24 protein-coding genes are annotated in these 21794 nt (G+C 61.7%); 8 read left to right on the forward strand and 16 right to left on the reverse strand.

Annotated elements, in window-relative coordinates:
• Positions 1-8: 8 nt before the first annotated feature.
• Positions 9-437, forward strand: a complete 429-nt coding sequence (locus tag ACVWVY_RS30470; RefSeq protein WP_456629842.1) for a hypothetical protein — start codon at positions 9-11, stop codon at positions 435-437.
• The gene (locus tag ACVWVY_RS30475) at positions 430-1488 is read left to right on the forward strand and encodes a TIR domain-containing protein (protein ID WP_456629843.1); all 1059 of its coding nucleotides are present in this window, start codon (positions 430-432) and stop codon (positions 1486-1488) included. Before ACVWVY_RS30470 ends, ACVWVY_RS30475 begins: the two co-directional genes overlap by 8 nt.
• 79 nt (positions 1489-1567) lie before the next feature.
• Here the strand turns inward: ACVWVY_RS30475 and ACVWVY_RS30480 are convergent, their stop codons facing one another.
• Positions 1568-2683 (reverse strand): toll/interleukin-1 receptor domain-containing protein, encoded by a 1116-nt coding sequence (locus ACVWVY_RS30480; protein WP_456629844.1) that lies wholly within the window; start codon positions 2681-2683, stop codon positions 1568-1570.
• Between the two features lie 312 nt (positions 2684-2995).
• Here ACVWVY_RS30480 and ACVWVY_RS30485 point away from each other — a divergent pair, with 312 nt between their 5' ends.
• Positions 2996-3691, forward strand: coding sequence for a hypothetical protein (locus ACVWVY_RS30485; RefSeq protein WP_456629845.1), 696 nt, complete (start codon positions 2996-2998; stop codon positions 3689-3691).
• A 178-nt stretch (positions 3692-3869) separates the two neighbouring features.
• On the opposite strand, the gene ACVWVY_RS30490 is transcribed toward ACVWVY_RS30485, so the two are convergent.
• The 4 genes from ACVWVY_RS30490 to ACVWVY_RS30505 all read right to left on the reverse strand — a co-directional run bounded on the left by ACVWVY_RS30490 (position 3870) and on the right by ACVWVY_RS30505 (position 7920).
• Positions 3870-4169 carry a cytosolic protein gene (locus ACVWVY_RS30490; RefSeq protein ID WP_456629846.1) on the reverse strand — a complete coding sequence of 100 codons (300 nt, stop codon included), beginning with the start codon at positions 4167-4169 and terminating at the stop codon, positions 3870-3872.
• A gap of 169 nt (positions 4170-4338) precedes the next feature.
• The gene (locus ACVWVY_RS30495; protein ID WP_456629847.1) at positions 4339-4905 is read right to left on the reverse strand and encodes a hypothetical protein; all 567 of its coding nucleotides are present in this window, start codon (positions 4903-4905) and stop codon (positions 4339-4341) included.
• A 1147-nt stretch (positions 4906-6052) separates the two neighbouring features.
• Complete coding sequence (locus ACVWVY_RS30500; RefSeq protein WP_456629848.1) at positions 6053-7048, reverse strand: SH3 domain-containing protein; 996 nt, start codon at positions 7046-7048, stop codon at positions 6053-6055.
• Between the two features lie 152 nt (positions 7049-7200).
• Positions 7201-7920: a Crp/Fnr family transcriptional regulator gene (locus ACVWVY_RS30505; RefSeq protein ID WP_456629849.1), complete on the reverse strand. Its 720-nt coding sequence runs from the start codon at positions 7918-7920 to the stop codon at positions 7201-7203.
• Between the two features lie 139 nt (positions 7921-8059).
• Here ACVWVY_RS30505 and ACVWVY_RS30510 point away from each other — a divergent pair, with 139 nt between their 5' ends.
• Entirely contained in the window at positions 8060-9460 is a 1401-nt protein-coding gene (locus tag ACVWVY_RS30510) for a serine hydrolase domain-containing protein (protein WP_456629850.1), read from the forward strand.
• A gap of 330 nt (positions 9461-9790) precedes the next feature.
• Positions 9791-10579 carry a hypothetical protein gene (locus tag ACVWVY_RS30515; RefSeq protein WP_456629851.1) on the forward strand — a complete coding sequence of 263 codons (789 nt, stop codon included), beginning with the start codon at positions 9791-9793 and terminating at the stop codon, positions 10577-10579.
• Between the two features lie 160 nt (positions 10580-10739).
• Here the strand turns inward: ACVWVY_RS30515 and ACVWVY_RS30520 are convergent, their stop codons facing one another.
• From ACVWVY_RS30520 to ACVWVY_RS30530, 3 genes are all read right to left on the reverse strand, one after another.
• Positions 10740-11330 (reverse strand): hypothetical protein, encoded by a 591-nt coding sequence (locus ACVWVY_RS30520; protein WP_456629852.1) that lies wholly within the window; start codon positions 11328-11330, stop codon positions 10740-10742.
• 477 nt (positions 11331-11807) lie between these two features.
• On the reverse strand, positions 11808-12743 hold the full coding sequence (locus ACVWVY_RS30525) for an oxygenase MpaB family protein (RefSeq protein WP_456632344.1): 936 nt from the start codon (positions 12741-12743) through the stop codon (positions 11808-11810).
• A gap of 96 nt (positions 12744-12839) precedes the next feature.
• Complete coding sequence (locus tag ACVWVY_RS30530; RefSeq protein ID WP_456629853.1) at positions 12840-13115, reverse strand: hypothetical protein; 276 nt, start codon at positions 13113-13115, stop codon at positions 12840-12842.
• 99 nt (positions 13116-13214) lie between these two features.
• Between ACVWVY_RS30530 and ACVWVY_RS30535 the strand changes: the two genes are divergently transcribed.
• Positions 13215-14063 carry a hypothetical protein gene (locus ACVWVY_RS30535; RefSeq protein WP_456629854.1) on the forward strand — a complete coding sequence of 283 codons (849 nt, stop codon included), beginning with the start codon at positions 13215-13217 and terminating at the stop codon, positions 14061-14063.
• Positions 14064-14151: 88 nt separating this feature from the next.
• On the opposite strand, the gene ACVWVY_RS30540 is transcribed toward ACVWVY_RS30535, so the two are convergent.
• The 5 genes from ACVWVY_RS30540 to ACVWVY_RS30560 form a co-directional block, all read right to left on the reverse strand.
• Positions 14152-15126, reverse strand: a complete 975-nt coding sequence (locus ACVWVY_RS30540; protein WP_456629855.1) for a tripartite tricarboxylate transporter substrate binding protein — start codon at positions 15124-15126, stop codon at positions 14152-14154.
• 277 nt (positions 15127-15403) lie between these two features.
• Positions 15404-15619 carry a hypothetical protein gene (locus ACVWVY_RS30545; RefSeq protein WP_456629856.1) on the reverse strand — a complete coding sequence of 72 codons (216 nt, stop codon included), beginning with the start codon at positions 15617-15619 and terminating at the stop codon, positions 15404-15406.
• A gap of 189 nt (positions 15620-15808) precedes the next feature.
• Positions 15809-16522 (reverse strand): ROK family protein, encoded by a 714-nt coding sequence (locus tag ACVWVY_RS30550; RefSeq protein ID WP_456629857.1) that lies wholly within the window; start codon positions 16520-16522, stop codon positions 15809-15811.
• Positions 16523-16741: 219 nt separating this feature from the next.
• The gene (locus ACVWVY_RS30555; protein ID WP_456629858.1) at positions 16742-17386 is read right to left on the reverse strand and encodes an FMN-binding negative transcriptional regulator; all 645 of its coding nucleotides are present in this window, start codon (positions 17384-17386) and stop codon (positions 16742-16744) included.
• Between the two features lie 185 nt (positions 17387-17571).
• Positions 17572-18495, reverse strand: a complete 924-nt coding sequence (locus tag ACVWVY_RS30560) for a DMT family transporter (RefSeq protein WP_456629859.1) — start codon at positions 18493-18495, stop codon at positions 17572-17574.
• Between the two features lie 141 nt (positions 18496-18636).
• Between ACVWVY_RS30560 and ACVWVY_RS30565 the strand changes: the two genes are divergently transcribed.
• Complete coding sequence (locus ACVWVY_RS30565; RefSeq protein WP_456629860.1) at positions 18637-18810, forward strand: hypothetical protein; 174 nt, start codon at positions 18637-18639, stop codon at positions 18808-18810.
• A 207-nt stretch (positions 18811-19017) separates the two neighbouring features.
• Here the strand turns inward: ACVWVY_RS30565 and ACVWVY_RS30570 are convergent, their stop codons facing one another.
• The 3 genes from ACVWVY_RS30570 to ACVWVY_RS30580 form a co-directional block, all read right to left on the reverse strand.
• Complete coding sequence (locus ACVWVY_RS30570) at positions 19018-19875, reverse strand: hypothetical protein (protein ID WP_456629861.1); 858 nt, start codon at positions 19873-19875, stop codon at positions 19018-19020.
• Between the two features lie 40 nt (positions 19876-19915).
• A complete protein-coding gene (locus ACVWVY_RS30575; protein WP_456629862.1) occupies positions 19916-20038 on the reverse strand; it encodes a hypothetical protein in 123 nt (40 codons plus the stop codon).
• Positions 20039-20559: 521 nt separating this feature from the next.
• On the reverse strand, positions 20560-20829 hold the full coding sequence (locus tag ACVWVY_RS30580; RefSeq protein WP_334387805.1) for a DUF2312 domain-containing protein: 270 nt from the start codon (positions 20827-20829) through the stop codon (positions 20560-20562).
• 109 nt (positions 20830-20938) lie between these two features.
• Between ACVWVY_RS30580 and pdxY the strand changes: the two genes are divergently transcribed.
• Positions 20939-21787 (forward strand): pyridoxal kinase PdxY, encoded by an 849-nt coding sequence (gene pdxY, locus ACVWVY_RS30585; protein ID WP_456629863.1) that lies wholly within the window; start codon positions 20939-20941, stop codon positions 21785-21787.
• Positions 21788-21794 lie beyond the last annotated feature (7 nt).

Below are 21794 nucleotides of genomic sequence, written 5' to 3' on the forward strand. Positions count from 1 at the left end.
GAAGACGCATGACGATTGCAGCTGAGAAAATCGCAGAGCTGCGCGTCAAGCATCTCGAGATGCTGCAGAGCCTTATCACTCGAATGGCGAGCTATGGCGCGTCATTCAAATCCTATTGCATCACGGTCACCACTGCCGTCATCGGATTCGCTTTCACTTTGCACCGCCCGGCAGTGGCGGCTCTCGCCCTCCTTCCCGTCATCGCGTTCGCTATAGCTGACGCCCAGTGTCTCCGAGTCGAGCGCCGCTTTCGAGACGTATTCAGTCGGGTCCGCAAGGAAAGCTGGGACACGATACCGTCTTTTGACATGAATCCGGAAGGTGCGCCTATCCAGTCATTTTTGAGCGCCGCCACTTCATGGTCGATTGTCTGGTTCTACTCGCCACTAGCTGTCGGCGTTGTCCTGGCGGTGCTTGGGGCTTTGGTCTATGGCTAACAACCCCTTCGACCAGAAGAACTTCGGACTCTTGGCAGCGCTCAGTGCTGAACCGCGTCGAAACTCACTCCTCGACTACGTTGCGCCTCCGACATCCAAGCCCGAGATCAGCCCTATGGCCCGTGCAATAGCTGATCTGTTGATGGACAAACCGAAGCTGCCCGTCAGCCCCGACGCATACGGCTCAAGCCTTGCAAGTCTGTTCGGAAATCCCGCTCCCGCGGCACCGGTAAGACCAACATTCAACGCCCTTGCCAATTTGACGACGTCGCCGCCACCATTTTTCGCTCCGCCGCCACCGCCCAACGCGTTCGGCTCGCAGTTCAATCTTGTAGCACCCACGGCACCAACTCCGTTCAATGAGTTGTATCCGCCGCCGAAACCCAAGCCAGTTGTCCCCGAGACGAAGCGCAAGGTGTTTTTTAGCTTCCACTTTGAGGACATCATGCGCGTGAACAACGTGCGAAACGCCTGGAAAATTACCCATCCGAATAGCGCATTGAGCCGCAGCTTCTACGACAGCAGTCTTTGGGAAGCCCGGAAACTTGTGGCCCCCGAGAGTATCAAGCAACTCATCCGTTCAGGCGTACTCCGCACGTCTGCCGTCTGTGTCTTGGCCGGCTCATTAACTTGGGACAGGCGCTGGGTGAAATACGAGATTGCGAGAGCAGTCATCGACGGTCGTGGGCTTCTGACCGTCCATATCAATAGCATCAACCATCACCAAACGAAGGGTCCCCATCCACTCGGCCTTAACCCTCTCGCCCACATGGGAGTTGCAAAGCTACAGCCGAATAAACGCTTCCCACCTCAGTATTTTCTTTACGAGATGAAGCTTGTGCTGGATAGCGATGGTGGATTGGTCGAGCAGTGGACCCGCTACGATGACTACACTCTGCCAGTAAAAAAGCCAGCTTGGCTAGACGACCCTCCCTTAGACCATGTTGTCCCGTTAGCAGCGAACGCAGCCGAATACGATTATGAGATCGACGGAGGCGATCGGAGCATCGGAAGCTGGATCGATAAAGCCGCAAGACAAGCGGGTCGTTAGCCCAAAAGGTGGACGGCTGTCGCAAGCCATTATCAATGGGGACACGATACCACTGACTACTACCTCAACAAACTGTTCATTACTCGAAGAACTTCTTGTTCAAGATCGCTCGATCCAAAACGGAGTCATCAATAAGAAAATGAGCGGGACCGACGTGAGAAGCATCTTCTTCTTCGCTGAATCCGCGAAATGTCATTTCACGAGCAATCATATCAGATAACCCAGGGACAGCACTGTCAACTATGCGTTTCGATTCGGAAACCAACGATCGAGGCAGGCGCGGTAAATAGAACGGTGCTTTCTGGTCGGAGTACCAATACTGAGAACTATATCGCAAAGCTGCCGAGATTTCCTTGGATGCATGATCAGCAATACCGGCGTAAATGCTGATCAGCGGAATGGCGCCATCTCTCGAATGCTCCTTCAAATAGGCGACTAGAGGATGATCCTTTCTATGAGCCCTCACTAGAAATTCGAGTATTGTCGAGGTGTTACGCTCATCCCAGAAAATAGCAGCAGATAGGGCCACGTAGCCGCCAACATCTCCTAATTTAGCCAACCTCTTCATGGAATGATTCAGTGTGTTTACTCCCCAGTCATTTAATAAGCGCTGGGTGATGACGACAATAGCTTCGGGAGTCCCCACCTTCTCTAACCCAGTAAGGGCGGCCATTTGGATTCTTTGGTCGGGGTACTGAAGAGCAAAATCTCGAAGTTTAGAAACCCTTCGTCGTGTATTCGGCAAACCTTGACGGAGCTCTGATACCAACTCCTTCTGCCGATGAATCTCTGGCTTGAGAAGCGCGAGCAACCTACCAAATTCAGCTTCGGCGAGGCCACTTCCATCGCGAAAATCAACATAACTTTTCCCCCGCAAGTCGGGGGGAATATCCTCAATTTTGATATCGCCGATAAGGAGAGGAATGAGAACGATTTGTTTCCTTGAAAGCTCTCGCATCATACTGGCGTCTATTTCTCGCTTGACCCATTCAGATTGGACCGAGCTTGAACTCAGGATAGCGATCAAATATCTTACGTCATCTAAACCAGCATTTACCTTGTCCCGCAGATAGTCGCCCGGCTTGATTTCATTTCTGTCGAACCAATAGGTAACGCCCGACTTTTTGAGGCGACTGCAAAACGTTTCTACAAATTTCCGATCTGCGCTTGAATAGCTTATGAATACATCTAGCACTTTAGCCTCTCACCCAGCCAAACGACGCTTTGCGAACACTGTACCTATGGTTGTTGAAGAAGGACAGCCCGAAAGGCGGATTGGTGTGCAGCAAGCGTAGGGCGGATTAGCCGAAGGCGTAATCCGCCATTCCAAGTGACCAAGTCGGCGGGTTACGCTTCGCTAACCCACCCTACTCGCTGGCAACAAACTTTTTGATCATGCTTCTATGCGATTGATCTGCGACGCTCTGACGGGCCAAATTAGAATGGAATCACCGCGCAACCACGCGGCCGTCTTTCACGCTGAGAATAATCCGAAGATGAAAATCCAATGAGACGCCTTGTCCAAGCTTCGCTCGGACTCCTCGCATGGAGCCTTTTCCAGACCTCGCCCGCATCCGCCCAGCTCAAGGGCAACGCCGACAACATTTGCCGGAACGGATATTTTCCACGCGAGAGCACGAACTACAGGCTGGCGAAGATCAAGGGCGCGGCCGGCGACAGGGTCTATTTCCACGGCGATGACAACGAGCGTTGCCCCGACGACCAGGCCTGCCGTCTGAAAACCTATGTCATTCGCAACGATGAAGTCATTGTTTCCCGGACATCAGGCAAGTTCGCATGCAGCTGGTTTCAGCCTCGCAAGGGTACCGAAACGGTCGGTTGGATCGAGACCGACCGGCTTGTGTGGCAGGCGGACATCCGACCACCGGAGATGCGGGATTGGCTCGGCGAATGGCGCGCCCAAGACAATGTTATCAGCATCTCGAAATCGAAAGAGGCCGGCGGGCTCGCCATCAAGGGCGAGGCCACATGGGGTTCGGGCAGCCGCACCCATGCCGGCGAGCTCGATTACGACGCAAAACCTTCTGCCGATAAAATGAAGTTCGGCGACGGGACGGACGAACTCGACTGCCAGGTCACCATGCAGCTCGTCGGCAAGCACCTGGTCGTCGGCGACAATCTCCATTGCGGCGGCGCAAACGTGTCGTTTTCAGGGGTCTATCAAAAGGGACCGAAGCGATAGAGCAGCGAGTAGCCCGGATGAGTGGCTTGTCCGCTGTAGCTCGAAGAGCCTAGCCGGAAGCGACATCCGGGACCACTCTAACACCGCCCCGGATTGTCGCGGAGCCTGTCATCACCGTGCGAGCGCAATTGCGTTCGTCGCGGGGCGCGCGTTCGCGCGACCCGTTGGCTCATCCGGGCTACGCTCGCTGTTCTTGCAGGATCGGCGGACCGAGTTCATCGAAACGGAAGAGCTGAAAGATCCGCTGGCCGTTGAAGTCGAGGATCCTCAAATCATCAGTCTCGTGCAGATTGCTTTCGACCGCTTGAAAATGCCCGCCGTAGCGCTCCTTGGCTAGCGACAACGGAACCTCAAACGCGACGAACTTGCCGATCCCTTTGTGCTTGAGCACCTCAAGAAGCTTCTGATCGCGTAAGGACCCGTGCGATGTGAGAATGAGCAGCGGACCGCTCGCCGTAAGCAGCAAAAGCGATTTCATCGGACGCTCCTTCGCGGTTGGACTGAACTCAGCGAGCAGCCCGGATATCGCGGAGCCTGTCATCACCGTGCGAGCGCAATTGCGCTCGTCGCGGGGCGCGCATTCGCGCGACCCGTTGGCTCATCCGGGCTACGCTCGCTGCCCCCCGGTGCCAGGGAAATCGAGGTTCTTACTTGATTTCCCACGTCGTGTTATGCGGGATGTCCATCGCGAAATAGCCGCCCGGGCCAGATGGCGCAGGCATGGTTATGCAGGCAAATGGCTCACTCCCGGTGATCCCCTTATACTTCCCGGTACCGCCGGTGATGATGTGGGTGCCACAATCCATTTTCGGCTGCGACTTATCGAGGTCGCGGGTATCGAAGGTCGAGAAAATCTTGTCGCCGTCGTTGTCGGCCAGCACGCAGGCGCCATCAATGTATTTCTTTTCGCCGGACGCCACGTTCAACGCCGTGCAATGGGCCGACATCTTGTCCAGCATCTTCTCTCCCTTCAAGTTTTGGGTGGTCCCGACCGCCTCCAGCGTGGTGGCCGTACCTAATCCGGCGATGTCAATGCTCATCAACGGCTTAAAAATGAAGTGCGTCACGTAGGGCGTAGTCCCCTTCTTTTCAATCGGCTCTCCCAGAACAACCGCAGGAACAATGGCTACCAGTGCCCCGGCGAAGAGCGTTGCTTTCGCAAGTGTCATCGCTGCGGCTGATGTCGCGTATTTGCTTGGGTTGATGGACTTCATTGGTTCCTCCCTGGATCAAGCGGCGGCTCACGCCTATGCCGCGAACCACCGCGGAGTTAGAGACGACGTGCTTGCACGCAAGACACGTATCGTTGTCCTTGCTGATGTCGAACTTCGCGCAGGCGCTGAACGCCGACGCGATCATGCTCTAACGCTTCGCCGCAGACGGACGAAGTATGTGGGAGATTGTGGCTCCGATCGCCGGTTCATGACGTTCTCTCGCAGAACCGGACTTAAGACAGGGCCGATGAACGGTTTGCATACCTGCAAACGGCTTACACACCTGCAAGAAGGCATAACCCGCACGATCCGAGCGTGCGGCATGGTAGCATCAAGCGCGCCCAACGTCAGCCATCATGGTCTGGAAAGCGCGGCGTGTATCGTCAACTGGCCTGACCTATCCGCCCCAGCCGCAAGCAGCCCGCCGAGTGTAATCCGCCTCCGCTGCCGGCTGATTTGCCTGGCGCGCAAGTCAAATCTGGCCGCGCCACATGCGGCAAAACAACACGACGGGCAAATCACCCAAAACCTGTCCAGACCTCCTGCTAAAAATATTTCGCTTTCGTTGTCGGGCAAATCAGTGGTTTGACTCCGCCCGTCTCACCCGATGAGAGGGGCGTTGCGCACGTCACGAACGCGCGGTGGGATGCGGTGGACGCAGGTGGCGCGCGAGACGCACGCGCCCGACGCGTACGGCGAAGTCGCGTGGTTCGGGCGCCGCGGTGCTGGCGCTAAGCTTGCGATAAGAAGCGCAGGCGACGGAGGCAAAAGAGCCGTTCTCCGGGAAGAGCGCGAAGTAAGCCGTAAAACCATTGCGCAGGGAAGGCCGGGATGCTCCCGCCGAACCTGTATGCTCGTGTGCGCTTTTTGCCATGTGCATCGGCACGCGAGACCGCGGGTGCGGCAAGCACCCGGTCTTCCCTGCGCCCTCATCTTCAAGCGGAGGGCAACGAAATCGCAAACCTCGGGCGGAATGCGCCGCGAGATCGCGGAGGCGTGGATAATGATCGTCAGGGCAACACCACGAATGTCCAGGAAGCTGCTGCTGCCTTTGCGCCAGATAGAACCCCGACAGCACCGTCACCAGTCCCGCCTGCTCGCTCGTCGAGCAAGAAAAAGCCCGGCTCAAGGCCGGGCTTTTCCTTCGTTAGCGCTTGTCCTGACCGTGGCCGCCGCCACCGCCCGGTCCTCCGCCGCCACCGCCGCGCGGTGCGGCGTTGATGTGCGGTGCGCCGCCGCCCTGCGGCATCGCGGGCGCTGCTGCGCGCGGGGCCGCCGGGGCCGGCATCTGCTGCGCGCGTGCGTTCATCGGCGGGCCGCCACGCGCGGCATTGGGCTGCGTCATGTGGGGCGCGGCGCGCTCCATTCGCGGCGCAGCCGCGCGCGGTTCGTCATGACCGCGGGCCATGATCGGCGGGGTCTGCGTGCGGGCGCGGCTCATCGGCTGCTCGCGCACGTTCTCACGCGTCATCCGCGCGTTTTCCCGCGTCATGCGGGGCTGCACCGCCGCGCGTTCGCGCACCTCGCGCGCGCTGCGCGGTGCGATGTCTTTCTCCCGCGTCACGCGTTCGGTCACGCCGGCGCGCGACCGTTCCTCGACGCGGGCACGCGACCTCTCCTCGACACCGACACGCGCATTTGCACGCGTCCCTGCCTCGGGGCGCGCCGCGTCGCGCGCTGCCGCCGCGCGGCCGATCCTGGCCGCCGAACGGTCGATCGTCAGCCGCGTCGCGAAACGCTCATTCGATTGCCAGTAGCCGCCCCAGTGGGCGCGGCGGTGATACCAGGGACGTCCCGCATAGTAGCTCGACCAGTACGAGGTCAGCACGAACGGCACGACGGGAACGTCGATCTCGTCGACATAGTCGGGCAGATAGACGTAGCGGTTGCGGTAGAGGTATTCGAGATATCGCGACGACACCCAGCCGCGATCATCCGACCAGCTCACATCGCACCAGGCCTTGCCCCTGAAGCAGCCGTGGATGTTGACACGGTCGCCGCCCGGAATGCGGTCGACCGTTGGAAAGCCTTCACCGGGCCCTGCCTTGAGGCTTACCGTGGTGGTGACGATGCCTGGCGCCGCCAACGCGGCGGTCGGCAGCAGCAGCAAGGCTGCTGCGATAAACAATCCTCTCAGTTTCATGGCGTGTTCCTCCTCTTGAGTTGGAACGCCGCAGCGAAACAGGCGTTCCCAAGGGAGTGGTCGCGTCAGCCAAAGAATGCTGGCGTCTCGCAAGCGCGAGACGCGCCGTTGTTGTTTGTCATTCCGGGATACGCTCGAAGTCGCCACAAAGCTTATTCCGAGCCCTGCGCCACCTCCCTCAGCCTCCCCGCATCAAGCACGCGCACCCCGCCCCGCTCGCACTGGATGATCGCCTCCTGCTCCATGTGCCGCAGCAGTTCGTTCACCGTCTGGCGGCTGAGCGAGAGCATCATCCCGAGCCGCTCCTGCGAGACGCGCACGTGGCACGACGGCGCGGCCTTGCGCGCACCATAGCCTTCAAGCAGATGGATGAGACATCGCGCCAGCCGGACTCTTGGCGGCTCCAGCGCCATGTCCTCGAGCAGCGAGAGCGCGATCCGGAGCTTTCGCACCAGCAATCGGCCGAGCTGCTGCCACCTCGCTGGATCCTCGGCGAGAATTTTCGTCAGGTGACGCAACGGCAGATGCAGCAATGTCGAGGCAACGTCGGCCCAGGCGTCATGGGTGCGCGCGCCGCCATCGAACAACGCGACTTCGCCGAACCACTGCGGCGCTTCGGCAAGGGCTACGATCGATCCCCTGCCCGATGGCGCGATGGCGCCGAAGCAGACGGCGCCGGACAGGACGCAATAAATGCCGTCGGAGGCGTCGCCGCGGTGGAACACGGTTTCGCCTGCGCCGAGCTGCTTGACGCGCGACGATGCCAGCATGGCCTCCTGAAACGCAGGCTCCAGCGCGCCGAACCATTCGCTGCCTTTCAGAACGGCGAGTTGCTCCGATGTGATCGCAGCCGATCTGACGACCTCGTTCATCGCTCCTCCTGCCTTTCGTAATTTCGCGCTGTGTCGGCGCGCCGACAGACGGCAGCGCATGATGCCGCCTAAGCAATCGCCCGCGCAATACTGATGGGCGACGTGGATGATCTACTTGCGGAAAAACTGGAGGCTCGCGTTGACGTTTACTGGCATTGGCGCGGCAGCCGCCGCGCTCGTTAGTTGCGAAGGCCCCGCACGCGTGGCCGGCGTTCCCGTTCATTTTACCAGCCATCAGCTCTGCTCGGCGACGTTCGTCGGCGGGCTGGACCCCACCGAATTCTTCAATGAGGCGATCAAGCCCAAGCTCGGCCCGGTCGGCGCCATCCTCCGATACGAAATTGATCGCGAGCGGCAGGAGGTCCGCGCCCACCTGGCCGGTCTTCTGCACAGCCGCGCGGTCCATGACGGGCCGTTCGGATGCCGCGTCCTGCATCCCGGGCGCGAGGCACGCTTCGCTCCAAGCAAGGCCGACGAACCGCGCATCGTGTCGCCGTCGTCGATTGCAGGCGCCGGCATTGTCGCCCCCGCCAACGACGGATTGTCCGAGGCGCTGGATCATGCGTTTGCCGAATCCGAAGCCGGGCCGCGCCGCTTCACCAAGGCCGTCGTGGTGCTGCATCGCGGCCGCGTGGTCGGCGAACGCTATGCGCCCGGCGTCACGCCGGCGACGCCGCTGATCGGCTGGTCGATGACCAAGTCCGTGACGAACGCGCTGCTCGGCATTCTCGTGCGGAACGGAAAGCTGGATATGAAGGCGCCGGCCGCCATCGCTGAATGGTCGGCGCCTTCAGACCCGGGCCACACTATTACTGCCGACCAGCTGCTGCGCATGGTGAGCGGCATCGGCTGCGGCCAGTCGCTCAAAACGGGATTTACCACGCTCTTTGATGCCGACACGCAAATGGAGTTCGACATGGCCGATCAATCGGCCTTCGCCGCCAATGCGCGCCTGCGCGCCAGGCCAGGAGCCGAGTGGCGCTACACCAATTGCAATTTCATCCTGCTGTCGCGGATGATCCGCGATGCGGCCGGCGGTGACGCGGCGTCTTCGCAAAAATTCATCGCGCGCGAACTGTTCGCGCCGCTCGGCTTCGAGCACGCCACCCTCGAATATGACAGCGCCGGCGTCCCGCTTGGCACGATTCATCTCTGGGCCAGCGCCCGCGATTGGGCGCGCTTCGGCCTGCTGTATCTGCGGGACGGCGTGGCGGAGAGCGGCCTGCGCCTGCTGCCCGAAGGCTGGGTCGACTACTCGGCGACGCTCACCCCGCTAAGCGCCGACGAATACGGCTACGGCGCGGGGTTCTGGACCCAGCGCGGCAACTCCGCCGCCGCCCGCGCGCGTATCGCCGCAGGCTTCCCCGCCGACAGCTTCATGGCCATCGGCAGCCAGGGCCAGTACACGATCGTCATCCCCTCCCGCGACCTCGTGATCGTCAAACTCGGCTGGGCCTACACGCCGCATGACGACCACGTCGCGGTGGAGCGCCTGGTCAGGGAAACCATTGCGGCACTGCAGCCGGCCCGGAGTGAGTAGTGAGTAGCCCGGATGAGCGCAACGATGTCCGGGGCGGTGTGCTCGCTTTGGTTGTGGAGCGAGCAAATCTCTTTGCATAGCTGCACACCCAGCATGCTTTCGCTGTCTTGACGCTCGCCTCTCAAGACGCGCGGTGTGGCGGCCGGCACACACTCTCGGTCTTAAGCGCGTCGTCGCGCGAAAGCGCCGCACTGTTCACAGACTTGCCGCAAATGAGTGTGGAACTTTCATTGGGGACAACCAGTAGAGTAACAATCCATGCGTTTTTTGGCTTTATCGACCGCCGCCGCCGAGCGCGCCGGTGTACTTTGTTGTGTCTTGTTTATGGCGATGAGCGCGCAAGCGCTCGCGCAGAATTCGGCCACGGACAATCCGGGCCAGACCGCAGCGCAGGCATCCGTGCCCGCGCAGGAAAAACCTGCAGCCGCTGCGGAAGAGAAGCCGCCGGCCGCGGACGACAAGCTCGCCACCGCCGAGCAGAAGCCGGCGCCCGCGGAGGAAAAAGCAGCAATCGCGCCGGACAAACCCGCTGGCGTCGAGGAGAAGTCGGCTGCCGTGGACGACAAGCCTGCCGTCGTCGAGCAGAAGCCGGCGCCCCCCGAGGAGAAACCGGCCATCGCGCAGGACAAGCCCGCAGCGGTCGAGAAGTCGGCTGCCGTGGACGCCGAGCCTGCCATCATCGAGCCGAAGCCGGCTCCATCAGAGGCGAAACCAGCCATCGCGCAGGACAAGCCCGCAGCGGTCGAGAAGTCGGCTGCCGTGGACGCCAAACCTGCCATCATCGAGCAGAAGCCGGCCGTCCCGGCCGCGAAGCCAGCGATCGTCGAGCAGAAGCTGGCGCCTGCCAGGAAAAAAACAGCGGTTGCGCTCGCGAAGCCTGCCTTGCAGCAGAAATCCGTCGCCAGGCAATCTGTCGCCAGGCAATCAGCAAGCGCCGTCCCCGGCACAGCGGCAGAGCTCAGTAAATCGGTGCAACCGGCCAAGTCGGTGCAACCGGGCAAGGCAGTCCAGAAGCCGCGCGAGCGGACCATGGCCATGCTCTGCACCCAGTTCCGCACCTACAATCCGTCGTCCAAGACTTACCGGGGCTACGACGGCCAGACCCATTCTTGCCGATAGGCCGCGGGCGCGGCGACGGATGAGCGAAAGCGTACTCCGCCGCTCGCTCGCGACAGGGCGGTGGGTTATGCAGCGCTAACCCACCCTGCTCGGCTGCATCACTGCTGGCATCGCGGAGCCGCCGTGCCCGTGGCCCCAGGCACGGCGAAGTTCACGCGCGTTACCGCGCACTGCCCGTCGTAAGCGGCTCCGCATGCACCGGGATCATCAGGTGCTCGTTGGGTTTGCCGGGGAACATGACGTAGGGCTGGGTCGGGTCCTTGACATCCAGATCGCGCGGATAGGCACTGAGCATCTCGCGTACTGCGCCACCGACGATCATCACATGCGGCCCGGTCTGGACCCAATGCGTGTGCGTGTGCCGTTCGGCGGAATCATGATTGCTCGTGCCGGTGTCACCATCCAGCATGAAAATGAAGCCAATCTTGTTCGGCGGGGTCTGCTTGGCCATCAGCGCCTTGCGCCATTCCATGGCGTTCTCGTCATCGCATTCGGGCGTTCCGTCATTGCCGATAAAGCAGGTGAAACCGTTCGATCCGGTTTGGACCGTCCTGGAAGACCCATCCGGCTGCGGCATGGTGATGGTCGCATTGTTCACGACCGACGCCGGAGCCGCGGTCTTTACCTTCGCGATGTACGCTGGTTCGGCCTTCGGGATTTCCTCGGTGGGAAGCGCCGATGCCGATGTGGTGGTGAGGGCTGCCGAAGCGACGCAGAACCCAACCGACGCGAGAGCATAGAGCCTGTTCATGGCTTACCTCCTGTAGTGGGCAACCGACATCAATCGTACACCCGACCAAGCGGGCGCCTCATTCAAAAAATATCTCAGGTAGAATCTTCAGCGGCCAATGCCATGACCGGAGGAACGAGCTACCGTTACCCTTGGGTTCCGTTGCGAGACACGCACGCGGTATGCCGGCTCGGCCTTGCGTTGACCGTAGTCGTCGAACAGGTTGATCAGCTCGCAGGACGGATCAGCCGAATGTGCAATCCGCCATCTGGTTTGTTCTACGTCCGACTCTAGTTTGTTCTCAAAGAACGAATCGGAATCGCGCAAATCAGCGCGCGGGAATTCTTAACAACGGGTTCACTTCGTGTTGCGCTCCGATATCGCGGAGCCTGTCATCACTGCGCGAACGCCATTGCGTTCGTCGCACTGCGCGAGCGCATTTGCGCTCGTCGCCGGGCGCGCATTCGCGACCCGTTGGCTACCCACCCTGCGCCAAACTCATTCCATCATCGGCCGGCCGATCCAAAGCCGGTTCAGCCAGCGCACGGCCAGGTCCGGCTGCTTGTCGCCCTGCAAGCGCGCCAGCGCCTCCTGGTAAGGGCCCACCGCGCGCAGGCGCATGGGAAGCCGGGGATAGATGCGGCGGATCCACGCCAGCGCCGCCTTCATGCTGCGCGCTTCGCGTTCGCCGAACTCAAATCCGAATTCCCGGGCCAACCGCACCGGCAACAAATGGGCCGTCAGCGCGCGATACCATCTGGGCACGCGCAGTCCTGTGGCGCGCCCGGAAAAGATTTGCTCCGCAATGTCGCGCGCGGCGGGGCTGACCGCGAGACTATCCGACTGCGACATCGCCTCCGTGTAGGCGGTGAACGACGTCCAGTCCGCAGGCAAGTCGGCCGGGCGAACACCGAACAACGCCGCGTACAGCTTTGCCTCGGTCCAGTATTGTTCGCGCTCGCTGTTGGTGAGTGCAGGCAACACGAGGTCATGCGTCAGCAAGGCGGTCTCCACCAGCGTGGCGTGAACCCAGCGTAGCGCCGAGACCTCATTGGCGCTGTAGCTCGAGCCGGCCTCATAGCGGCCTGCCGCCTGTGGCAAACTTCCGGTCACCACGGCGTGACGCCGATGCAGCCGGCGGCTTGCGGCCAGCGCCTGATCGAGCGTGCCGAACACCATCGTGAACGTGATGTTGAAGGTCCGGTGAAACCGGCCAACCGGATCGGCAAAGGTTTTGGAATGCTCCGATATGGCGGCGGCGACCCAGGGGTGCGCCAACTGGAGCAACAGCGCCCGCCCGGCGCCAAGGAAAACCGCCGCCTCGCGGTCAACCCGCCACGTCAGGGACTCGGGCCCGAAGATTCCCTCGACCGGTCCGGCCGCCGCCTCGCGAACGGTGCTGAGCCTGTTTTCAAAATCATCGGCGGATAACAACAACGGCATGTCCCTCAAGCAAGCACTGCCCGGACCAGTGAGAGCGACATCCGGGACAATTCTAGTATCGCCCCGGATATCGCTCGCTCATCCGCGCTACACGCGCGCAATTGCGCTCCTCGTCGGGCGCGCATTAGCGCGCCCCGTTGGCTCATCCGGGCTACGCTTGTTGTAACTCACTTCATTCATGAACTCCGCGAAGCCAGCCGAGTCCAGATAGATCATGTCGAAGCCGCGCCACACACCCTTGTGCCATTTGTGACCCGTCGCTTCCTCAGTGGTCGGCACGTCCGGAAAGTTCGGCGCGCGATTGGGTGAGAAGAACACGAGACTACGGATACGCCCCGCCGGATCGACGACAAGGTCGGTCATCCCCGGTAGCCAAAGGACCTATCGAAAATTCTTATTGAACATTGTTCATTTTCAGACTACACATACTTGAGCAACGCTCAATAATGCGAGAGGCCGACAATGCAACCCGCCCCCGGTATGGACGTCTCGATCGGCCAGGGCCATCCCATGGCCCCATGGATCAAGCACGCTCCGACGATCATCACCGTCGGCACGATCGTGATCCTGGCGCTGCACGGACGCATCGCGCAGCCGGCGCGTTACAACGAATTCGCCGACCAGTCCGCCACCTTCGGCATTCCTCATGCAGCCGATGTGTTTTCCAACGCGGGGTTCGCCCTGGTCGCGATCTGGGGTTGGCGGACATTGCGACCCCGACGCGCCAGCGACCATTTGCGCGCCGGATGGCCCGGCTACAGGCTGTTCCTGATCGGATTGTTCCTGACCGCTTTCGGGTCCGCGTTCTATCATCTCGCCCCCGACAATGCCCGCCTGATCTGGGACAGGCTACCGATCGCGCTGGTTTGCGCCGGCCTGCTCGCCGGCGTCCGCGGAGACATTCAGGGCGGATCCAAGACTGGGTTCGACGCGATCGTTCTCAGCCTCTACGCCATCGCCAGCGTCGCATGGTGGGCCATGTCAGACAGGAACGGCGCGGGTGACCTGCGACCGTATCTCCTGTTGCAAGGGCTTGCTCTCATCCTCATCCCGCTGTGGCAAGCGATCCATCGCGTCCCGCGCACCGATCGCATCGCATTCGGTACAGCAATGGTGCTGTACATCCTGGCCAAGTTGGCCGAGGTGCTCGACCACGAGATCGCGAACGCTTTCGGTTTCGTCACCGGACACACCTTGAAACATCTGATCGCGACGGCAGCCACGGCTGCCGTTGTCTGGGGATTGATCCGACGATTTTCGCATGACGGTCACGCTGCGCATCGGGTGGATCAGCCGGCTTGTCCGCCGTAGCTCAACGAGCGAAGCAAGCCAGGGCGGATTTGCCCAACGGGTCCGCGCAAGGCGCGACCCGTTGGCTAACCCGCCCTACTCACTTCACTTACTTCGCCAGCCCGAGCGACTTCAGCGCCTTGCCGTTGTCCTCGTCGTCCGCCTTCATGAACTCGCCGTACTTCGCCGCATCCTGATAGATCATGTCGAAGCCGCGCCGGGTCATGAACTCCTTGAACTCGTCGCTGTCCCAGGCCTTCTTGATCGCGGTCTCGTAAGTCTTGGCAATCTCCGGCGGCAGGCCCTTGGGCGCCGCAAAGCCGCGCCACACTCCCTTGTGAAACTTGTGACCCGTCGCCTCCTCGGTGGTCGGCACGTCAGGGAAGTTCGGCGCACGCTTGGGCGAGAAGAACACCAGGCTGCGGATACGCCCCGCCTTGATCAGCGCCTCGGCTTCCGGCATCGAGCAGGCGACGAAGTCGACGCCGCCGGCGGCGAGATCGGTCAGCGCGGTCGCCGCACCCGTAGACGGCACCCAGCGGATCGAGGTGGGCGAAACGCCGTCGGCCTGCATCAGGCCGGCGAGCGCGACATGCCAGCTTCCGCCCTGCCCCGTACCGGAGGCCACCACCTTGTTCGGGTTCGCCTTGATATGCGCGAACAGCTCCTTGACGTTCTTGTAGGGCGAGTCCGCCTTGACGTGGATCGCGGCGAAGTCCTGGTTGACCAGCCCGAGCGGCGTAAACTTCTCGAAGGTGAGATCGGTGAGCCCCGCCCAGTGCATCAGGGTGATCTCGAGCGTGATGAGGCCGAACGTGTAACCATCGGGTGCTGCGGTGGCAATCGCCTGGTGGCCGACCACGCCCGACCCGCCGGTGCGGTTCACGACGTTCACCGGCTGCTTGAGATCGCGTTCCAGCATGAGGGCGATCTGGCGCGCGACCGCGTCGGTGCCGCCGCCGGCGGCCCACGGCACGATCAGCGTGACCGGCCGCTCCGGGAACGCCGCCTGGACGTTTCCGGCACCGAACAGGCTTGCGGCCGCAAGCGCCGCAAGCAGAAAATTTCTGACATGGCGAAACATTCGCAAATCCTCCCGCTTTGTTTTTTTGCGCCGGGTGCGACACCACGACGCGCGCTTATGCGCTATCCGCCATTCGGACGGCGGAGCGCTGACATGTCAAGGGGAAGCAAGCCCAGGATTAGCTAGCGGACCTGTCCGCCGTAGCTCGAAGAGCGAAGCCGGAAAGCGTATTCCGCCATTCCAAGTGACCAAGCCGGCGGGTTACCGGAGTTTATCATCGATCGCGTATACGCGCGACCCGTTGGCTAACCCGCGGCCCTACTCGCCCCTTGCCTCACTATCGCAAGCCGCGCTTATGCAAGGCGATGATTACGATGCGAATGATGCAGTCCGATATCGACTCGTCTTGCAGTCGCAACCCTTGCAGCCACTGCAACGTTGTCGCGTCGATCTCGATCCGCCAGTTGCCGCTCGGCAGGCGCCGTCCAGGCGGGAGCTCGAACACGCTCGCGATCAGGGCGCGGCACTCCTCGGTGATCTCGGTATCCGGCATCGTTTGAATAGAAGGAAGTCCTCGCGCGCCCCAGCGCTGCCGGCGTGTTGCGCTGATCCCGCAAAATGCACCAGTTAAATCGCGGCAATGCTAATTGGGCCAACGCGGGCCTTTTGCCTCGCGCTTGCGTCCACGGCCGTCCCTCGAACTGACACCCAAATGCGCTGACGCCGCCAGGGCGGGCATTCTCTATCGCCGTACGCTGGCCGGTTTGAATGCTCCCTTCTTCCACAGCCGAAATCCACCCTCGAACGCGTTGGTATTGGCGCCGAGGCGGATCTTGCGCGGCAGCTTGTCGATCTTGTCGGCATTTCCACCGCCCAGCATGACGTAATCCGGCTCCAGTGCAGCGAGCAGACGCTTCAGGACGTCATCTACGTCGCGTTGCCATTTCTTCCTGCCAACGCGCTTGAGGGCTGCGGCGCCGACGCATTGCTCGAACGTCTTGCCGTTGCGGTACGGCAGGTGGGCGAGCTCCATCGGCTCCAGGATACCATCCACGATCATCGCGGAACCAAGACCCGTTCCCAGGCCGAGGAACAACATCCGGCCGCCCTGATAGCTGCCGACCGCCTGCATCAGCGCATCGTTGATGACCTTCGTCGGGCGGCCGAACGCCTTTTCGAAATTGAAGCCGGCCCATCCGAGACCGAGATTGTGAGGCTTCGACAAGGGCCGGTTGTTGATCACAGGCCCCGGATATCCGATCGAGATGACGTCATAGGACCAGTCTTTCGTCAGCGCCTTGACCTGCCTCACCATCGCTTTCGCGGAGAGATCGGGACCGGACGCAAACGCGCGTTTGGTTCGCCCTTTGTCGGTCATGAACTTCACGCGCGAACCGCCGATGTCGATCGCCATGATCGTGGGTCGCGATGCACGCTTGCCGGTTTTCTTCACCATGAATTCACGCCCTGCGCTGCCGGACGATCACAACTGTAGCCGATAATCCGCCGAGTAGACAAACAAACAGCACCACAGCTTTGTTCTCCATCCGACTCCATTTTGTTCGCAAAGAACGAATCGGAATCGCGCAAATCAGCGCGAGCCAATTCTTAACAACGCGTTTGTTTCGTGTTCGCGTAGCATGGATACCCTGCTCGACCCGTTGGCTCATCCGCGCTACTGCTCAACGTCATACCTCAGTCCCGGCCGCAACGCCCGCATCCTCTCGGCCAGCCGCCGGCTGCCCGTCTCCGCGGCGCGGGCCAACTGCTTGGCAACCGCCACATGATCCTCATCGCTCTTGTGCTGGTTGAGTTTTAACTGGCCCTCGATCTGGTCGACGACGAGATCGATGACCCGGATCGAGGCCAGCATCGTCTCGCGCTTGGTGGGTTCCATCTGGGTGAGCTCCCAGGGCTGTTTCGGCAGCCGCGCCTCGGAGACCGCGAGCAACGCGTCGCCGTGGCCGCGGTTCTCGCCTCCCTCACGCAGATGCGCGACGCCGGAGAGATGCACGGCCTCGTAGAGCCAGGTCGAGACGTTGTCGTGCGAGGCATACCAGTCGTTCGAGATATAGGCGTCGTCGCCGGCGACGATCAGGAGAAAGCGCCTGATGCTGTCGGCGAGTTCGACGAGTGGATTTCTGGCTGTAAGATGGATTTGGACGATCACGCGATCGTCGCGCTGCTGGATCACGAACGGCACGTGGGACCCGCGCGGGCCACGTTCATCCGCGGCAACGATCGTGCCGAAGCCGCGCTCGGCCGCGAAGGCAAGCGCGCGGCTCTCCTCGATGCGAAACTGGGGTCGGAGAACATGCATGGCGCAAGCTCGAGCGGCTGGAGGATAGTCGTCTCGAGCAAAGCTAGCCTATTCTTCACTTGAGGTCATCGAGCGTAAGGGGAATTAGCCGACCACGTTCGCCGTAACCCGACGTTGCGAATGTCCGCGTTTTTTGATCTTTCCCGAAATTAGCAGGCGCGCAGCGTTGGCAACAAAACAGCGGGTTACGCTCGCTGCCGCTGCGCCAGATAGAATCCGAACAGCACCGTGACCAGCCCCGCCGCCTGCAGCGCCGTTGGCTGCTCGCCGAGCACGAGCCAGCCGATAAGGATCGTCAGCGCCGGCACGGTCGCCGGGAACACCGCGGCGCGAGCGACGCCGATGGTCTGGATCGAGAACGCAAACAGATATAGCGCGGCGGGGCCGGCCAGGATGCCCTGCGCCAGCGCCTGCAGTGCGTTTTCACCGAGGCCGAGCGCCGCGACGCGGGCGAAGCCGCCGGAAGCCGCATAGAGGGGCAGCAGCGCGAGCGACAGCACGCTGATGACGGTGGCCGCCGAGAACGCGTTGACGCGCCAATGCCGCAGCAGCGTGCCGAACACCGCGAACATGAATCCGGTCATCACGAACAGCAAATCGCCAAGCACGCCGTCGGGGCCGATATGACCGATCGACTCGGCCCCGATCACCACAAGACCGCCGACGATGGCGACTGCCCCCAACACGCGCGACAGCGGGACCCGCTCACGCAAGAACACCGCGGCGAGCAGCAGGCCGCCGAGCGTCGCGCTGGAAGGCTGGATGACGCTGCCATGGCCGAGCGGCACGAACAGGAATCCCGTATAGCTGATGAGCGACATGACAGGCCCGCCCAGCACCATCAGCACCATTCCGCGGCCCCATCCGATGCCGCAGAGATTGCCGATGCCCGCGCGCAGCACGAGCGGCAGAAACGCGATGCCCGACCACAGGAAGCGGTGCATCAGCAAATCCGGCGGCGTGAAGCCAACCTTCAGCCCGTGCCGTGTCGCCACGAAACCGAGCGCCCAGAACAGCGCAGCACCTGCGCCACACGCGACCCCCAGCAGGGCCGGCTTCGCATCGGACTTTTGGGTTGGAATATCAGCGCCGCCGGTCGGCTCGTTCATCGCGGACGCTTAACTTGGCCCGAACCGCGGTTCAACCCACACCCATGCAGGGCTGACGGGCGCATTGCCGGACCAATTCGCCATTCACGCGCGGTGGCCGGCGCGCTACGCTAACTCACCCTGATAGCGGGAAGGATCGCCATGAACGAAAATCGGTATTACGGGGTTCGGGTCGAGGGCGCGAAATACGGCGTGGGTTTTGGCTCAGCACTCGCCATCGCGATCTCCTATACCAACAACCACTCGATCCTTTGGGCGATCATCCACGGTATCCTGGGCTGGCTCTACGTGATCTACGTCGCGCTGTTTGGGTGATAGCAAGTGCCCCGGATGGGCGAGAGCGACATCCCGGGACAACCTTTACAATCGCCCCGGACATCGCTGCGCTCATCCGGGCTACGCGCTGTTCTCCTTCCCGCCTGCCCGTCCGTCGCGACAAAAAGGCCGTGATGGGTCCTTGATCCGGGCGGCGCGGAAAGCGTGAACGGGCCGCGCGTCGCGCGGCCCGTTAGTTCGTCTCGTTCACACCCCGGGGGGCACTTCGGTGCCGTCGGCCTTCACCGGAAGCATCGGCTCGAGAATATTGAACAGCACGTAGTTCCAGACACGTCCGAATGTCGTGCTGGGGACGGCGCGGGCAAACCGGGCCGTCGCCGGTGCGACGCACATCGGAGTCAACGCCGCGCCATACTGCAAGGCCTTCCCTGCCAGCAGCCGGCCTTCCTTGCTGACCACGTCCTGATTACCCTGCGCCTCGACCGCCTGCTTCATGATGTCCTTGACCTCGTTGACCGTCGCGCTCGACGTTGTCGACAGCTTGCTTTGGCTGTCGCTGTCCAGCTTGAACTCGGCGGTCGCCGACAGGATGCTGGCCACCTGGCACACATAGCCGGCGGCGCGCAGATACTGGTTTGCCATCCTGCTGCACTGGGGCTGGTTCATCAGCCTGCCGTAGACCTGCGAATTGGCGCCGAGCGCAATTTCTTCCACGTGGACGTCGGTGAGCGAATAGTTCACCTTCACGACATAGTTGTTGTCGGTGCTACCCTTGAGCAGCCATCCGATATCGACGCTGATCCCCGTCGCGGCCTGTCCCTTGCGCTCGAGTTTTTGCTGCAGCTCTATGCTGCGAGACGAGCGCACGGAATCGCCAAGGTCGTCCTTTTCGGCGATGCAGATCGGAAAGAAATGCTTCCCGTCCGGATCGATGTAGTAGATCGAACCGAGCGTCATCAACGTGGTCGGCGGACTCCTCGGAATGAATCCCAATTCCCGGAGTGTGTCGCCGAGCTGATCGCCGCTGGGCCTCTGAAAGGAATGCGCCGCCAGGGGCGCTGCCACCACGACTGCCGCTATTGCAACCAGATATCTGATGCGCATGACCGCCTCCTCTGTCCCAGGCGCTCGTCCAAATTGCTCGTTAGCCGGGGCAGCAGGCGCCGCCGCACGGGCGGTAGCCTCCCGGGCAAGCGGCTGCAGACGTGACGACACAGGTCGCCGTCAGGATCGTGAAAATGATTTTGAAAATAATGATCGCACGCATGGCCCGTCTCCCTATCAATGAGGATCGGCACGTTGCACTCAACCACAGGCAGCATAATTGCCCGTATCCATCGCGCACGTGAACTGGTTCACATTCAACCCAAGATTTTTCCGGAGACGAGCCACGACGGGAAGCCCGCGACGGCATCGCGGGATTCCCGCAAGCTTTCAGAAAAGTGCGCGCATGTCGGCGCCGCCTCGGGCGCCGACCGCGCGGAAACTCACTGAATGACGCGACCGACGGTTTCGGTGCCCGCGCAGCGAAGTCGCGATCGGTGAGCCGGTGTCCTGACGCCGCCCGCGGCGCAGACGCGGCTTTGTTCTCCATCCGACTCCATTCTGTTCGCAAAGAACGAATCGGAGTCGCGCAAATCAGCGCGGGTGAATTCTTAACAAGGCGTTTGTTCGCGCCGGTGCATGCATGCACCGTGAGCACAAAAACACGTAGCCCGAATGAACCGGCGGCGCGCACCTTCGCGCGACCCCTGGCTCATCCGGGCTACGATCGTATTGTCGTTCCGCTTACGCCGCCTTCGCTACCTTCTCCGGCGGCGCGGTTTCCATCGCCCGCATATAGAGATCGAGCAGGCTTTCGCGCTCATCGCGCTCATCCTGGTCCTGCTTGCGCAGCTTGATGATCTCCTTGAGGATCTTCACATCGAACCCTTCGCCCTTGGCCTCCGCGAACACTTCCTTCTTCTGCTCGTTCAGTTCGGCCAATTCGCCGTCAATGTTCTCGATCCGCTCGACGAAAGAACGGATCTTGCCGCCGGGAATGGTGACGTCAGACATGGTGCCTCCCTGTTGAATGAGGTTGTGAAAATGCCCGCAAACAAATAACCAATGTGTTAACCTCGGAAGGTTCCCGCCCCGGCAAATCAGATAATTCCCAGACTTAACCATGAACATAATTTCGATACAGTCGCAGGTCGCTTTCGGCCATGTCGGCAACAGCGCCGCGGTCTTTCCCATGCAGATGCACGGCATCGATGTGGTGGCGGTGCCGACCACGCTTTTGAGCAACCGGCCGGGCTACCCGACCATCCGCGGCCGTGTGCTCGATGCAGCGCTGGTCGCCGATCTCTTGCGCGGGATCGAAGAGCGCGGCGCGGTCGATACCGCCACGATGATCCTGTCGGGCTATCTCGGCTCGGCCGACAACGCCACCGTGGTCGCGGATTTTGTCGCGCGCGCCAAAGCCAAAAATCCCGCGCTGCTTTATTGCTGCGACCCCGTGCTCGGGGATCGCGACCGCGGTCTGTTCGTCCACGCCGACATCCCGCCGCTGGTGCGCGATCTGCTGTGCCCGCTTGCCGATATCATCACGCCCAATCATTTCGAGTTCGAATGGCTGAGCGGGGCCAAGACCGCGACGATCGACCAGGCGCTCAAGGCGGCGCGCGCGTTCATGGCGCGCGGGACGGTCGTCGTCACCAGCGCCGAGCTGGCCGACACGCCTGCGGGCGAGATCGAGGCGCTGGCGGTCGAACGCGCCAACGCCTGGCGCGTGCGCACGCCAAAACTGCCGATCAGCCCGAACGGCACCGGCGATCTGTTTGCCGCGCTGTTGGTGTCAGCGCGCCTCCGCGGTGCCGACACGCCGGAGGCGCTGAGCCATGCCGCATCCGCCATCTTCGCCGTGCTGGAACGCACCGCGGCCAGCGCGACAACGGAAATGCGCATCGTCGAAAGCGCGGAGCAGCTGGCTCACCCGAAGCGCAAATTCGAATGCATCGCCATCAGCCCGTAGGGCGGAG

It is taken from the genome of Bradyrhizobium sp. URHC0002 (assembly GCF_054059515.1).